This window comes from Ferdinandcohnia sp. FSL W7-1320, assembly GCF_038050315.1.
GTDB classification, from domain to species: domain Bacteria; phylum Bacillota; class Bacilli; order Bacillales; family Bacillaceae_L; genus Ferdinandcohnia; species Ferdinandcohnia aciditolerans.
In genome coordinates, this window is record NZ_JBBPAM010000001.1 from 3,593,828 (window position 1) to 3,610,551 (window position 16,724).

Consider the following 16,724-nt stretch of genomic DNA (forward strand, 5'->3'; position numbering starts at 1 on the left):
CTAGACGATTCTTTGGTTTACATATATATCTAATTGCTTTGTTTTATTTGGGTCCGGAACAGCATTTCTGATACAGTAACAAATTCATATCCATCTTCCTCTAGTTCTGTGAGTATTTGGTCTAATGCTTGAACGGTTTGCGTTCGATTTCCACCTGAATCATGAAAAAGAATGATGTTCCCTGGTTTTACACCTGAAATAACCCTTTTCGTGATCCTGCTAACCCCTGGATTTTTCCAGTCCTTCGTGTCTTGATGCCAAGACCATAGCACAACATGGTATCCATTTTCTGCTGCAGTGTTAATAATAACGTCATTGTAACTCCCACCAACTGGACGAAAAAGAGTTGGGCTAAATCCAGTTATTTCCTTAAGAGTGTCGGTGGTTATTTCAATCTCATTTTCAAGTTTTTGGGAATCACGTACTATGTTTGAATGATTAAAGGTATGGTTTGCAATTTCATGCCCCTCCAATACTTCTCGACGAATGATTTCGGGGTGTTTAATTGCATGTTTTCCAACAACAAAAAAAGTGGCTTTTGCTTTATGCTTTGCTAAAACATCTAAAATTTGTGGTGTGTAAACTGGACTTGGTCCATCGTCAAATGTGATGGCTACCATCTTCTCATCTGTCTTCACTTCCCAGGTAGCCTTACCCGTTTTTTCAAAGTCAAAGCGCTCTGTTGCCTCTGTAGGTAAATGATTTAAAAATAGGAAAAGAACAACCATTACTATACATCTTCCCAAAAAAGTGCCCCCTTTTATCATTGAGCTTTTGGGTAGTTTATGGATTTTATTTGAAAATTATTAGGCTAGTCAATGGAATTCGTTTCCTACAAAAAAATGACGAGATTATCTCCTCGCCATTTGTGATGCATGATTATTTTATTTAAGGAAAAACTTTTCTACATAATATTTTGTTACGGACAAATACTCGCGACCGTATGCTTTTACCAAAGTAATTTTTGGAGTTTTTGCCGGTAGTCCCTTGACCTTCAAATCAGCGTCTTTGGCAATTTGGACTGAACGGTAAAGATGATAATCATTTGTCACTACAATCCCTAACTTCGCATCCTCAGGTATTAATTCTTTTGAGAATTTAATATTTTCATAAGTACTTGTTGAGCGGTCTTCAAGATATATTCTTGATGTAGAAATCCCTGTTTCCAAAAGCTTTCTTCTCATCGCTTCCGCTTCTGTAATATCCTCACCCGGCCCCATGCCACCTGAAGCGATTAAAATTGTGTTCTTATTTTCCTTCGCATATTTGGCTGCCGCATCGATTCGGTATTGTAACGCAAGTGATGGAATTTCACCATTCACCTTGGCACCAAGAATAATCAAATAATCGGCGTTTTTGGGAGGAACTGCATCCACGTACTGAGATATCTTATAATGAATACTTCCGAAATATACAACCCCAATAATGAGTAAAATTCCAATAAAAAGTAGCATCATTTTCCTCTTTTTCAAATTAGTAACAACCCCTTCAAGGTTATTCTATTATTATATCAAAAGGAGAATGTAGTAGAAGTAATTTCTAAAGAGATAAAAAATGTAATAATTAACCACTTGTGTATCGATTTTAAGAAAAAAATCAATAAAAGCATACTTAAATAAATAATGCATATGCTTTTATCTAACTTTGCAGTATAAAACCATTCGTAAAATCCAAAAAAAGGAAGTAATCATTCAAAAAGTGATAGGAATTGTAAAATCCATCCATTTGTGTATCGTTTTTTAGGAACAAAACGATAAAAGCATACGTAAAAAAGATTTGCGTATGCTTTTATCTAGCTTTGCAGTATAAAACCATTCGTAAAATCCTACACTTGGTGTGCCTTAGCTTTATTTTAGTTTAGCCAATTTTGATTTTCCAGATCTTCGTAATATGGCTGTGAACTATCCATTTTGATATCAGCTTGTTCTAAAACGTCCTGCGCATTCATCTTTGAAACATATCCAAGCTCACGTGTTGCATTAACCGTTGACCAAGGTTTGTCCTTGTTATCTGATACCCCATAATATGTCCCAAATTTTACCGTTGATTGAATGGCTAAATCAAATAACTGAATCACATCCTTGTGACTAAGTAATGTTTTGTTTATCCGGGGATTAGTTTGTAAATCCTCCACTTCATTACGCCTGACACTACCGATTCGCAAATTAATGACAGAAAGATTGTTTTCCTCCTCATAAGCCAAAATATGCCCGATATTTTCTGATGCCAATTTGAGAGTGCCATATAATGATTTTGAGTAGGGATAATCATCAACAGTAATTTCACGACCAAATACTGAAACTCCACCATTCTCATAAAAATCAGTTACATGGTTGCTGCTTGCATAGACCACCTTAGCTATCCCGAGCTCAATTGCCGCCCTAAAAATGTAAAAAGATGCAAGGAAATGAATCTCAGTCTTTTTGCGAAATTGAGTAACATCTTTAAAATCGTTTTTCGTTTTAACATTCAACAGGTTAACGAGTGCATTACAGTCAGCAGGAATTTTATGAATCAGTTCTTCAAAATCCGTTGCATCTACCTCGACGTGATTTGGATGGTTGTCTACCTTTTTATCGAGAATAGTGATGTCGTACTTGTCACCAAGCCCTGCTTCCAGAATTGAACCGATTAATCCATTCCCTCCGATGATGGCAATTTTCTTTTTCATTGTATTGGTCCCCTTTAGATTTGACTTACTTGTTAAAATTTGTTTTTTAGAAAAAAACATACCTCAAAAAAGATGTTTAAAGGGTCATGATTTTATTTGGGGTGACAAAATAGAGCTGTTTGTCTGCCACTTGTTCACCCGTGATTCTTTCCCAAATTCGCTGGTATAGGTCGATTTGGCTTCGATAGTATTTTGTTAATTCTGGTAGCATCTCAACATCCCTTGGCCTGTCTGTTTTATAATCAACAATCTTCCAAAAACCGTTCAGTTTATAAACGAGATCAATGATTCCATTTACAAAAACAATCTCAGCATTGTCCCTTTTTTTGACATATTGATACAAAGGATCTTTTGCATCGATTTGTATAGTGAAAGGAACTTCTGTTAGAACTTGATCTGCAATTTTGAGCTCTGCCCAAATCGTCGATTGTTTAAAACGTTCCACAACTTGCGCGATTTCTTCCATTCGTCCTAAAGAGATTTCGTGTTTTTTCATGGTGGATACAATAACGATTTCAGCTTCTTTACCTTTAACGACCCCCTCAAAAACCTCATGAACGGCAGTTCCCCATGCCAATCCTCCACCCTCCTCACGTTCAATTCCGAGCGTGAATATATCTTGTTTTTCTCCAGAAGGGCTAAATGTAGCATAGGAAGGTTGTTTTCGGTCCTCGAGCCAGTCCAGTAATCCTTGTGTTTCAAGTCTGTAATCATCTTGAGTTGTGATATTTCCCTTTCTGTCATTTTCATCCGTTATCACTTCTGGGATATCTATATCCTCGAGCACAGGTAGTCCATCTAATAGAAGACTCCATGGATTTTTCGTATTTTTAGACTCAAATGTACTAATGATCATGGCTTTCTCAGCTCTAGTAGCAGCAACATACAGAACGCGAATTTCTTCAGCTAGTAAGTATGCTTCCTCCTCGTCTAAGTGTTCCTCCCAAAACAGGGGTTGTGCAACAGGTTTCGTCGTTTGACCATGCTTTCTTCCAAACATAAAATACCCCGTAGCGCCATTGTCTTCACGTTTGATATGGGACCATATTTTATTGCGAATTTCAGGTTTTTTACCGGGATGGGCTAAGAATACAATCGATGCCTCCAAGCCTTTTGCTTTATGAACATTCATGATTCGTACCGCATTTTCGTCTTCCTCAAGGCTGATAACATTTGTTTTTTCCTCAATTTGCGTTTTTACAAATTGAACAGCTTGTCTAAAGGTTAATGCCTCTTCTTCCTCTTTTACCCTCAGTGCTTCAAGGATTTGGATGAGATTTGTCATTTCCCTCTTACCATAGGTTTTAACGGCGAATATTGGGTATAAACCGATATCCTCCACTATTTTCACAATTGCGACAAGCGGTGAAAAGGTAGTTTTCCATTTGGCATATTGTTGTAGCTTTGAGATTGCAACATCAAAATGCTGTTTCGTTACTCCATTTAGACTTTCGGGAGTTTCCGAATATAAAGAAAATGCTCCTCCTGCCTGTCTCCATTGGAATAGTTCCTCATCACTGATACCAAACCAGACACTTCGAAGTGCTGCAACGAAAGCAATTTGATCAGTCGTATCCACAAGAGCATCGAGAAGGCGAAGAAGGTCCATGAATTCGGGAATTGTTCCAATTTCCATTTCACCGCTGACACTCACTGGAATCCCTACTCCCTCCAAAACGCGCGTGTAAACATCAATACCCTCTTTCTGACGAGTTAAGATCATGAATTCAGCTGGCTCATGACCTTCATTGATTAATTTTTGGATATAACCCGCTATACACTTTGCATCTTCATCTAGCGTTGTCGTTTTATTTTTTGCGAAATTATCCGACAATACTAGTTTCTTAATCCCTGCTATAACGGAATTACCTGCTTCTTTATAGGAATACAATGGACGGTATGCGGCCTGATGGACTGTTTCTTTTTCGGGTAGATGCTCCTGAAATACGCCATTTAGTAGGCTTGTAACAGTTTCAACCGTTCTGAAATTCATGATTAACTGAAGAACTTCACCACCATGAGCTTCAATCAGTTCCTTCACTAGATTGTAAATATCAATATCGGCACGTCGGAAACGGTAGATTGCTTGCTTTGGGTCTCCCACAACAAAAAGGGAGCCAGGACGTGGTTTACACTTTGTCCAATTTGGTTCCGAAACATCGTCTCCTGTTAAATAAAACATAATTTCCGCTTGAATCGGATCCGTATCCTGAAACTCGTCTACAAGCAACCTTTTGTATTTCTGCTGAAAATACGTACGTACTTCTGAATTGTCCTTTAAAAGGGCTGCTGTTTTCATCAATAAATCCTGAAAATTCATTAATGAGCGTTCTTGTTTCATTTTTTCGTATTCTTTTAGAGCTTCATTAAATAAGTCAATGACAAATGGATGACAAAATTCATTCCACTTATTCAGCAATGGCTTGATTTGCGCATCAACAAAATCGGTTATTCTAGCTTCATATTCCTTAGCATCTTCTTTTGAAGTCCATCGGTTCTGCGTAACCTTTAAGTTTTTATCAAACAATCGAAAAATGGTAATCATTAGAGAGTCCGTTTTGGCATTGAATCTTATTTGACGTAGTGATTCTTCCACGGCTTCCTGGAGTTTGTCGGGTCCCTTGGGAATATCCTCTGGTATGCAACGACTTGCTTCTGATAAAAGTGATATAAAACGACGAAACACATCATCAAGATATGGTTTTTCCACTGCATCACTAGCCCAATGAACATCTGGATAGTTTTTCATATATCGGAAGCGATCTAACAAATCCTGTTCCTCAATCGCAAGTTCCTTCATCATTTTCGCTTTCTGTGGGTTATCTTGTTCTAACTTATGTATGTAAACAAGCCATGCAGCCTCAGCAATTTTTTCATCTTCTGAATCTTCAAGTTCCTTAAAATTAACATCAAGACCCCCTTCAATTGGCCTTTCTCGTAGTAATCGAGCACAAAAGGAATGAACCGTACCGATAAAGGTTTGTTCAATATTTTGCAATGCTTTTTCAAGCAGAAATTTTACGTCCAGGTCTGATTCTTCTTTACACTTTTTTTCGAGAACGGTTAAGAATCGTGTTTTAAGCTCATCTGCTGCCTTTTTTGTAAATGTGATCGCGACAACCTCATCTATTTTCGCCGTTCCTGTATATATAAGATTGACCATTCGATCAACTAGGCTTGTCGTTTTCCCCGAACCCGCTCCAGCTTCTACGAGAAAGTTTTGATTCAATACATTTGTAATCTTTTCTCTTGCCTCTTGATCAACAATTACCTTAGTCATAGGCGCGCACCCCCTTAAAACTTGTTAATCCTTTTGCCGTCTCGTCTTGTTGTTTTTGTTTTAATGTTTCTTTGTCATATGTGGAACGTCTGCATATTTGTTTAAACTCACAGAATTTGCATTCATTCTCATCATCAGTCATCGTGAAATGCCCATGTTCCACAATCGAAAGAAGCTTGTCTAAAATGTCCTTTCCATTTGTACGGGTGGCTTCTTCCTGCTCTCGTTCAAATCGTTTCCCTGCTCCCTTTCGGGTTGGAAATAAATAAGAGCTCTTTTTCACCGCTCCATCTTTTATTCCCAAATGCGCTTCAATTGCAAGTGTGTAGAGGAGATGTTGGAGTTGTCTTCCACCTTTAAAAAACTCTTGTGTCTTATATCCCCAACTACTTCCCGTTTTATAATCAATAATATGGTATGAACCATCAGGTAACTGATCAACTCGGTCGATGATTCCCCTAACATGAACCTTTCCTGATGGAAGTTCAATCACTGCTGGTGCGTCTTCACCAAAGGAATATTCAAAATACAAGGGTTCCCCTAACTCATTATTTTCTTCTTCGATTCTCAAAAAGGTTTCACACGACTCGATTATTTCCTCCTTCTCAAGTCTTTCCGTTCGTGCATTTGGTGGTGGAACGAGCGTTTTTACAAATTCTATCCTCTCTTTTGCTATTTTGGTTAGCAAGAGTATATGTTTTTCGAAGGAAGGTCTTTCATTACGGGCTTTGATTTCTTTATAGAACTTCTCAAAAATCTCGTGTAGCAAACTTCCCCTCGTTTTTGCGTCAAGCCATCGAGTCGGGTCATAGGAAATATCCTCAATTACTTTTAGTCTCAAAACATTTTCTAAAAAATAGGCATATGGGCATTTAGCAATCTTTTCAAGTTTTCCTGCAGAAATCGTAATATCTTGGTTGTTACGAGGATCAAACTCTGACGTATCACTTTCTATTTTCCCTTCATACACGGTGAAGGCAGGGTCTTGCCTCATCCTTTCAGCATGAAGTCCTCTTGCAATATTTGCATGCCCATCTAATACAGATTCCGCTTTAAGATTAGTTTGAGAATCTATGATGTGGTAGGTCCACCAATCTTCTCTAGCTACTATGTGTTTTCTATCCACACCAGGAACATTCTTTTGTAGAGTTGTAAAATCTGCCGAAATATCACCTGATTGAATTCGGTAGCATTGCAAAAACAAAAAGGCGGGTGATATTACTCGGTTTTCATTAACGTTAAATCTGCAGTAACTCACGGTAATCTCATGGTTTGCAGCTGAGGCTAATAGCTGAGACATGAGATAGAGATTGCGTTTCGCCTTGTCCTTTTCTAACGGAAGGAATCTACCTAATTTCTCACGTTCTATATCAAGCAATAATGGGTCTTCCCCTGAACTCCCTGGAAACCGTTGATTGTCCATTCCAACAATAAATACATGCTCACGATTCAAATAGATACCATTTTTATAGGACGAAATATGTAAAAAGCCAGGATTTGGTCGGGAATGGCCAATATGTATTGACAAAAAATCATCCTCAAATTTTTGATAAACTTCTATTATAGCCTCATTTGCATAGGGCAACAGGTCATCAATTCTACCTAATAATGTCTCTTTCGCTAGTTGGTCAAATACGGAAGAAACTTTACAATAGTTTTGCAGAAAATATTTAATCGTTTTTAGCAGATCACTATAGACAATGGTTCCATCATGTTGGATTGTAGGTGTTTGTTTGAATACAGATGAGAACCATTTTAATAGCCATTGATAATGCTGGATTCGTTCCTCTGAAGTGTTTTGTTGATTGATTTTGTCATGGATTTGTGAAAGATAACGCTCTTTCCCCCAACCAATATGTGCATCCCTTAGCAAGTTTGCAATTCTAGCTTTTGACGGCGCGTCTTCTCTCAAATCCAGTAAATTTTCCTGAAGAAGGTCCAAGAAGACTAGCACACTATAAACTTCCTTCATCCAAGCCAGGATGCCTGCCACAAACTTTCCAGGACGCGTAAAACCAATTGGAATCCCCTCACCGTACGTCACAGGGAGTTGCATTCGTTCCGCTAGATGATACATAGTGGTTATATATTTCGAACTTGCTGTGTAAAAGATTACTGCCTCATCAAACCTGATTCCTTTTTCCTTCATGCGAAATAGTACTTCCTTTAGCTCCGTATCCTCCGTTTTAGCAGAAAAAAGGGAAAGTGTCGGAATCGTTGTTTGGCAATGTTCTACATCAAAAAGATAGCTTAATGGTGTTTCGCCACCGAAAACAACCTTTGAAAAAGAAGTGCTTTCAGGTATCTCCATACCTCGTACTGCTTCCATCGGTAAATGGAAGTAATTTGCTGGAAGTATACTCTTTATAAATTCTACTTGAAGGTAAGCTAACCTTAAGTTGCTCTGAAAAATGAAGACTTGGTTTCTAGAGTGATATTTTCCTAGAGCACTCCTGAAAAGCTCGGCTTCATCAATCATTTTATTTTTATGAAGAAGTTCTTCATAAGTCGCTAATATTCTTATCATATCTTCGCCTTTTGCAGGTGAAACAAAATCTTCCCTCGAAACTGAGCTACTTGTGTAGCCATCCAGGCGCAATAACTTTACTGTTTGGTACATCCTTTGGCTTAAAGTCGGCGTGATTTCAACCTCTTGAAAATAGCGAAAGTCCATCTTTTGCTCCGACAGTAGGGAATACATAAAATGAGTTCCTAGTGTGTCACTGATGAGTTGGTTTTCTTCTTTAGAGTAGGCATCAAGTGCAAGATCCTTAACAGTTTTGATTTTGATATTTACCGCATTATTTTTATTTTGAGTAAATTGCCTTAGTATTTGTTCGCCAATCATATATGAATCCACAAGTAAGATTTTTTCCGTTAATAAATGCTTATTACATATCGTTTCGAGGTGTTTAATGAGAACTTCCAAGGTTTTCACTCTCCATTTTCGTGACTAGCCGTAACTTCTTTGTTTCTAACGGCGTGATATCTGTTCAATCGATTTTTACCAAAATAAAAGGACGTCTAAATCTACATTCAGACATCCATGTTGTATTAACCTAATATTTGTTTTATCGTACTAATAGTATTCCCATTTATCGGTTCGCTAAACTTCCCATTTATTCGAACCGCAGAGCCGAAATGGTATTCGGTTGCATGAACTTTTTCATGAATTTCTACAATATTGTTGTGTGATAAGCCAGATCCTGGCATAACGACCGGTGATGGCTTTTCGTTAGCTAATGCAATCATTTCCTTAAGATTTTCTACACCTTCTAACGCCTTTGGCGCTCCTCCAGAGGTTAATACCGTTTGGATAGAATCACTATATTTTTGAAGGGTCTTATATGCCTCAATAATATCCTTTGCTTCATCAATTGCACGGTGGAAGGTAATTTTCATTCCATCCGCTGCTGCAATCACTATGTCAAGAAAGGCTTCATCAATCTCTCCGCTTTCCGTTAATGAACCAAAAACAATTCCTGTGGCACCAAGGTCCTTACAAACCTTTATATCTTCCAAAATCACTCGCTTATCTTCCTCTGAATATATAAATGAGTACCCATGAGGACGAATCATAACATGAACAGGAATGGAGACCGCTTGAACAACATCCTTTATAACTCCATACGAAGGTGTTAAACCTCCTTCTGTCATTGCCGTTACTAATTCTAAACGATTTGCACCATGTTCTTCGGCCATTCTTGCATCTACTGCGTCTTGTACAATAATTTCAAGTAACATGTTTATTTCCTACCTTTTATGTAATTTGGTACCGCGGGGACGGTTCTTATGGTCCTTATAAGGAACCAAGAGAACCGTCCCTCTGGTCACTTTGACACTCTTCCCCACTTACCTTATTTTAAACATCTTGTACATATAATACCCCATTGTCCCAAAAAGAGACACAAAAAAACCAATCATGTACCATATGCCTAGACCTTCATTTCCTTGGGCGACGTTAATCATTTCCAATGCACCAATCACTAGGAAAAACGTAAGAAGGAAATTCATCACGACGAGCATTTTTCGAGATGCTCTATATATGCCTTCTGCGTTTTCGGGTGTCACCTCAACAGGGTAATTATGAATATGCGGAAACTTACTCAAGATAAACATGGTCTTGAATAAAAAGGTTGCAATGATTGGGAGGATGAGAACACTACCTTTACCGCCCCAGCTATTTGGCTCACCAGAGATATTAAAGTGGGTAGGTACTCGATCCGGGATTTCACCCCAACTTACGATGATGTAAACATAAATACCAACTAAAAATAAAATTGATAGCGTTTCTAGTATTCTTTCAGATATTGTTTTTGGGAGTTTAAGCACTGGTTTGTTGGACATAAAAAAACCACTCCTTCCTCATACTTTTAATACGATGAAGGGGTGGTAAGGGTTTCAATTTAAGACATTAATTTCATAAAAATGTATTTCATGGTTGATATTGTATCTGTTACACTAAAAAAGAAATATAACACAATCGTGTTAGGTTAATAGCACGTTGCAAAGGAGAATACATATGAGTACGTTCGAACAAATGTTAGAGAAATATGCTGACTTAGCTGTGCGTGTAGGTGTTAATGTACAGCAAGGACAAAACCTACTTATCAATGCACCTATCTCAGCTGTAGAATATGTTAGAAAAGTTGTAAAAAAAGCTTATGAGGCCGGAGCAAGAAATGTATATGTCGAGTGGAATGATGACGAAATTACACGCACTCGCTTTGATTTAGCACCAGATGAAGCATTCCTGGATTACCCAATGTGGAAAGCGAAAGGAATGGAAGAACTCGCTGAAAACGGAGCTGCCTTTTTGTCTATCATTTCATCAAATCCAGATTTACTGAAAGGTGTCAATCCTGAGCGCATTGCCAATGCAAATAAAACTGCTGGTCAAGCACTGGAAAAATACAGGAATTATTCTCAAGCTGATAAAGTAAGCTGGTCCGTTATTGCTGTGCCATCAGAAAGCTGGGCTGAAAAAGTATTCCCAGACCTCTCCTCTGCAGAACAAGTTGAAAAGTTATGGGAAGCGATATTCCAAGCAACTCGTGTAGATACGGAAAATCCCGTACAAGCTTGGAAGGATCACAATGCAACTTTGCATGCAAAAGTGGAGTACTTAAACAAGAAAAAATATAAAAAATTGCATTATACAGCGCCTGGAACTGACTTGATGGTAGAACTTCCTGAGGGTCACGTTTGGATTGGCGGTGGTGGTGAAAACGAACAAAATATTCAATTCGTAGCCAATATGCCAACAGAGGAGGTCTTCACCGTTCCTGCGAAAGAAGGTGTAAATGGTTATATAAGCAGCACGAAGCCACTCAATTACGGGGGAAGCTTAATTGATAACTTTACGCTCACATTTGAAAATGGACGAATCGTGGATGTAAAGGCTGAAGCTGGTGAAGACACACTCAAACGCCTTGTGGAAACAGATGAAGGCAGTCACTATTTAGGTGAGGTTGCGTTAGTTCCACATAGTTCACCTATTTCACAATCAAAAATTCTGTTTTACAATACTCTTTTTGATGAAAATGCCTCCAATCACTTTGCAATCGGAAACGCATATGCCTTCTGTATTGAAGGTGGTAAAACAATGTCGCGGGAAGAGCTTGTAATAAAAGGAGCAAACTCAAGTATCACACACGTTGACTTCATGGTCGGTTCAGGTGAAATGGACATCGACGGCATTACGAATGATGGCACCACCGAACCCGTTTTCCGTAAAGGGGACTGGGCATTCTAATATAATATTGTCTCTAGTAAATTTAACAAGTCATATATAGGCATCATTGGAGGATTTTCTCTTCCAGTGGTGTTTTTTTCTTTTTAATTATAAAATAGCCAATAATTTTATTTATTGATGCTATTGAATTTTAGATAGTATTATGTAAATATAGATGACAAGACACTTGTATTTCCAGATGTATCCCTTAAACTTTTTATAACCAAAAATTACCTTACCTAAGTTTGTGAAATTATTATCAAACTTATTTATCCTAGGAGGAAAAACTATGAATCTATTAAAATTGCGTAAAATGTTACAGGAGTTCTTACTTGAAGATTTAGGTGAACTGGATGTAACAAGTCAATCAATTTTCCCAATTGAACAAACAAGTCAAGGCGTATTTATTGCTAAAGAGGAAGGAATTATTTCTGGATTAGCCATTATTAAGGAAGCCTATCGCTTATTAGATTCTACCATTGGAGTCGAGCTTCGTTTTTCTGACGGAGATTATGTTTATGCTGGCGATTCAATCGCAACAGTAAGTGGACCGACATCCCACCTACTCACTGGTGAAAGAGTGATACTGAACCTTATCCAACGAATGAGTGGAATTGCAACCGTTACAAACAGATGTGTAGAAGCTTTAAACGACCCTTCCATTCGTATTTGTGATACTAGAAAAACCATTCCAGGACTTCGTATGCTTGATAAGTATGCAGTTGTAACGGGTGGTGGCAAAAATCACCGTTTTGGGCTCTATGATGGGGTTATGATTAAGGATAACCATATCGCCTATTGCGGTTCGATTACAAAAGCGGTTGAAGCGGTACGCGAAAAAATTGGCCATATGGTAAAGATTGAAGTTGAAACGGAAAACAAAGAAGAAGTCTTGGAAGCTGTGGAAGCTGGAGCAGATGTGATTATGTTCGATAATCGTAGCCCTGAAGAAGTGAATGACTTCACAAAGTTAGTACCAAAGGGAATCATCACCGAAGCCTCTGGCGGAATAACTTTAGATAATTTAGCCACCTATTCCGGTACCGGTGTCCAGTATATATCATTAGGATTTTTAACCCATTCAGTAAAAGCCCTTGATATTAGCTTGCAAGTAAAAGAAGGTAACAAGAAATCTTCTTTCAATGAATGATGATATGCTACCCGAGTACATCTGACTTGTTAAAAGTACGGGTGGAACTCGGGTAGCATGACCTTTGGGGGTAATGTGAATGTCTAAAAAAAATTGGATTTATTCTTTCTTACTTTTAATTAGCAGTATTCTTTTAGCAGGTTGCTTGAATAAAGTTGGTGCGGTGTCTGTCGCTGATACTGGCGATATTCGAACGACTATTATTGGCGGACGGACAGGTGGCGCATGGTCTGTTTTTACAGAAGGTATCGCCGAGTCGATTCGTCGTGAAAATAAAGGTTCACTTATTACGGTTGAGCCTGGCGGAATTGTTGAGAATCCGGCTAGTGTTGGAACAAACACGGTCCCTTATGGTATCTCCTATGCCATGACAGCTTACGCAGCATTTAGTGGAACAGAACCTTATAAAGAAGCCTATCCAGATATACGGGCGATTAGTGTGGTGATTCCTGCTAACTATTATCAATTAATCGCACGAGCTGACGTGGAATTCGATTCATTGGACGAGGTGATTCAAAAGGAAGCACCGATGCGGCTAGCAGTTGACCAAAGGGGCTCTGCGGGTGAAATCATAACCCGAACGATTTTACAAGAGTACGATGTAACCTATAAAGATATAGCATCTTGGGGTGGTTCTGTTGATCATTTAAGTGGTTCAAAAACGTTTGAATTGATGGGAGATAATCGAATCGATACAACAGGAGATGCAGTATCCGTCCCATCCAGTGATATTTTAGAGGCGGCCATCACAAATGACATGAAATTTATTTCGATGGACCAAGATATACTTCAAGATGTAGCAGATAAGCTAGGAATGGAGCTAGGTACAATAGCGGCAGGGAGTTATAATTTTTTAAATCAAGATATACACACCCTATATACCCCTGCTATTTTAATTGTTCACAAGGATGTTCCTGAAGAAGAAGTGTATCGCGTTACAAAGGCTATCTATGAAAATGTAGAATATCTAGGCACAGTCCATAAGGAATTTAAGAAGCTATCAGACGAAAACTTTAGCAAAGTTGGGAAGGTCCCTCTTCATCCTGGTGCAAAGAAATTTTTCGTAGAAAAAGGACTAATCCATTAAATTTAGAAGGGAGTTCCCGAGATAATGGGCTTTACAAATTATATAACTAGAACCTTTTCTGAAGGTGAAAAGCGTGACTTGACAGGTCCCGCTGCTAAATATTTTAAAAGTATTGCATTCATCTTATCACTATTCCAAATTGTGTCTGTTGTCTGGGGAAAACTAGATCCGATCCAACTGTTGGCAACTCATCTAGCTTTCATTCTAATCTTGACCTTTTTATATTATAGTTTTTCAAAACAAAGCAGAACAAGCGCTACACCGACAATCCCTGACTATATTTGTTCACTCTTAGCTTTAGGTGCCGGATGTTATTTTAATATCCACGCTGAACGAATTTCGGAACGGATTCCAATTGTCGACCCTATGTCCCCTTTGGATATTTTTGTTGGCTTCGTATTTGTCCTATTAAGTATCGAAGCAGCACGTCGCACGATTGGAATGCCGATCGTCATCATCGTTTTAATTGGAATCAGTTATGCACTTTGGGGCCATCATTTAGGCGGACTCATTTGGCATAGGGAATTTTCGTTTTCCGAAGTAGTTGAAGATCTAGCTTATAGCTTTAACGGCCTTTGGGGTTCACCAATTGCAGTTGCAGCATCATTCGTGTATATGTTTTTACTATTTGGAGCGTTTTTACAAAAGGCGGGTGCGGGTGAGTTCTTCTTCCGGTTGTCGACAGCTCTTGCTGGAAGAACCCGCGGTGGAGCAGCCAAGGTGGCCGTCATTGCGAGTGCATTTTTTGGCATGATTTCTGGTAGCCCAACAGCGAATGTTGTAACAACAGGCTCATTTACGATTCCAGTGAGTAGGCGTTCCGGATACAAACCAACATTTGCGGCAGCAGTTGAGGCAGCTGCATCGACTGGTGGTAGTATTTTACCACCAATTATGGGGTCCTCTGCCTTTTTAATGGCAGCAATTACTCAGATTCCATATATTTCGATTGTTATTGCTGCCATTATTCCTGGAATACTTTACTATACTTCATTGCTTGCGATGGTTCATTTTGAGGCAATAAGATTAGATTTACCAAAGGCGAATAAAGAAGACATTCCTAACGTTTCAAACGTGTTAAAAGAAGGCTGGTACTATTTTATCCCATTGGTTATCTTACTCTTCTTTCTTTTAAATGGCTATAGCGCATCTAGAACTGGTTTTTACGGTGTATTAGCAATAATCGTAGTTAGCTGGTTTCGTAAAAAAACCCGAATGGGTGTTAAGCAAATTTTTGAAGCGATGCTTGATGGTGCAAAATCCTCTATCCCAGTAACAACAGCTTGTGCCGCGGCTGGGCTAGTCATTTCAGGTATCATGTCAACGGGACTTGGTGGTAAATTAACGAGTATTGTCCTTGGACTAACTGAAGGTATGCTCCTTCCTACCTTGATTCTAGTTATGCTCATTTGTATTATTTTAGGAATGGGAATGCCGGTTGCTGCTGCTTATATTTTAACAGCGATGTTAGCTGCTCCAGCCTTAATGGAATTAGGTGTTTCATTAATGGCTGCCCATTTATTTATTGTTTATTTCTCTATTTTTTCAGCGATTACACCACCTGTTGCAGTAGCAGCTTATGCCGCTGCCGGTATTGCCGATAGCAACCCAAACCAAGTTGGGATAGAAGCAGTTCGACTAGGTTTAGTGGGCTTCATCATTCCATTTATGTTTGTTTTAGAACCTGCACTTCTGCTCGATGGTCCACCTATTGAAATTTTTGTTTCATTCTTAACTGCGGTTATCGGTGTTATTGCACTTAGCGCAGGCGTGATTGGCTGGCTACAAAAATGTGCGACTTACCTTGACCGCATACTGTTAATCTCGAGTGGTCTATTGCTGATATATCCACATGTTTTATTCAGTAGTATGGGCATCATTTTATTTGTATTGGTGATTGCAGTACAAAAAAAGCGCCCAATACAATACACTCCACTCGAAAAAGGGGCTTAAAAGAAAAAGAGTTCGGTGTTGAAGTGACGGGTTCCAAATTTGGGTAGTAAAAGAGTAAATCACAATACATTTTAAGCGTGAATTCACAAACGAATTCACGCTTACATTTTTTATATTGACTTCGGACACAACTACCATAATTTTGCCTTGGCTTTTCCGAAGTTACCTCTACTTCTGACACACTAACGATGATTTTGCCTTCCCCTGTCCGAAGTTACCTCTACTTTGGACACAACCGCGATGTTTTTATCTTCCCTTGTCCGAAGACACCTTGACTTCGGACACAACAGTGATGATTTTGCATTCTCTTGTCCGAAGTTACGTCTACTTTGGACACAACTGCGATAATTTTGCCTCCCCTGTCTGAAGTTACCTTGACTTCGGACACAACAGTGATGATTTTGCATTCTCTTGTCCGAAGTTACCTCTACTTTGTACACAACTGCGATAATTTTGCCTTCCCTTGTCTGAAGTTACCTCTACTTTGAACACAACCGCGATGATTTTGCATTCCCTTGTCCGAAGTTACCTCACCTTCGGACAAGACCGCGATGTTTTTGCCTTCCCCTGTCCGAAGTTACCTCACCTTCGGACAAGACTGCCATGATTTTGCCTTCCCTTGTCTGAAGTTACCTCACCTTCGGACAAGACTGCCATGATTTTGCCTTCCCTTGTCTGAAGTTACCTCACCTTCGGACAAGACTGCCATGATTTTACCTTCCCTTGTCCGAAGTTACCTCACCTTCGGACAAGACCGCGATGTTTTTGCCTTCCCCTGTCCGAAGTTACCTCACCTTCGGACACACTAACGATGATTTTGCCTTCCCCTGTCCGAAGTTACCTCACCTT

11 protein-coding genes are annotated in these 16,724 nt (G+C 39.0%); 4 read left to right on the plus strand and 7 right to left on the minus strand.

Going from position 1 to position 16,724, the window contains the following annotated elements:
- Window positions 1–29: 29 nt before the first annotated feature.
- The 7 genes from NST91_RS17755 to NST91_RS17785 form a co-directional block, all read right to left on the minus strand.
- On the minus strand, window positions 30–767 hold the full coding sequence (locus tag NST91_RS17755; RefSeq protein ID WP_440272297.1) for a polysaccharide deacetylase family protein: 738 nt from the start codon (window positions 765–767) through the stop codon (window positions 30–32).
- A gap of 117 nt (window positions 768–884) precedes the next feature.
- Window positions 885–1,457, minus strand: a complete 573-nt coding sequence (locus tag NST91_RS17760; protein ID WP_341333554.1) for a YdcF family protein — start codon at window positions 1,455–1,457, stop codon at window positions 885–887.
- 395 nt (window positions 1,458–1,852) lie between these two features.
- Window positions 1,853–2,671, minus strand: coding sequence for an NAD-dependent epimerase/dehydratase family protein (locus tag NST91_RS17765; RefSeq protein WP_341332199.1), 819 nt, complete (start codon window positions 2,669–2,671; stop codon window positions 1,853–1,855).
- 76 nt (window positions 2,672–2,747) lie between these two features.
- The gene (locus tag NST91_RS17770) at window positions 2,748–5,951 is read right to left on the minus strand and encodes a UvrD-helicase domain-containing protein (RefSeq protein ID WP_341332200.1); all 3,204 of its coding nucleotides are present in this window, start codon (window positions 5,949–5,951) and stop codon (window positions 2,748–2,750) included.
- A complete protein-coding gene (locus NST91_RS17775) occupies window positions 5,944–8,880 on the minus strand; it encodes a PD-(D/E)XK nuclease family protein (protein ID WP_341332201.1) in 2,937 nt (978 codons plus the stop codon). Before NST91_RS17775 ends, NST91_RS17770 begins: the two co-directional genes overlap by 8 nt.
- 125 nt (window positions 8,881–9,005) lie before the next feature.
- Window positions 9,006–9,695, minus strand: coding sequence for a copper homeostasis protein CutC (locus NST91_RS17780; RefSeq protein WP_341332202.1), 690 nt, complete (start codon window positions 9,693–9,695; stop codon window positions 9,006–9,008).
- Between the two features lie 108 nt (window positions 9,696–9,803).
- On the minus strand, window positions 9,804–10,298 hold the full coding sequence (locus NST91_RS17785; RefSeq protein WP_341332203.1) for a DUF1648 domain-containing protein: 495 nt from the start codon (window positions 10,296–10,298) through the stop codon (window positions 9,804–9,806).
- A 175-nt stretch (window positions 10,299–10,473) separates the two neighbouring features.
- Between NST91_RS17785 and NST91_RS17790 the strand changes: the two genes are divergently transcribed.
- The 4 genes from NST91_RS17790 to NST91_RS17805 all read left to right on the plus strand — a co-directional run bounded on the left by NST91_RS17790 (window position 10,474) and on the right by NST91_RS17805 (window position 15,875).
- A complete protein-coding gene (locus tag NST91_RS17790) occupies window positions 10,474–11,706 on the plus strand; it encodes an aminopeptidase (RefSeq protein ID WP_341332204.1) in 1,233 nt (410 codons plus the stop codon).
- Between the two features lie 268 nt (window positions 11,707–11,974).
- A complete protein-coding gene (gene nadC, locus NST91_RS17795) occupies window positions 11,975–12,835 on the plus strand; it encodes a carboxylating nicotinate-nucleotide diphosphorylase (RefSeq protein ID WP_341332205.1) in 861 nt (286 codons plus the stop codon).
- Between the two features lie 79 nt (window positions 12,836–12,914).
- A complete protein-coding gene (locus tag NST91_RS17800; RefSeq protein ID WP_341332206.1) occupies window positions 12,915–13,922 on the plus strand; it encodes a TAXI family TRAP transporter solute-binding subunit in 1,008 nt (335 codons plus the stop codon).
- Window positions 13,923–13,946: 24 nt separating this feature from the next.
- Window positions 13,947–15,875: a TRAP transporter permease gene (locus tag NST91_RS17805; protein ID WP_341332207.1), complete on the plus strand. Its 1,929-nt coding sequence runs from the start codon at window positions 13,947–13,949 to the stop codon at window positions 15,873–15,875.
- Window positions 15,876–16,724 lie beyond the last annotated feature (849 nt).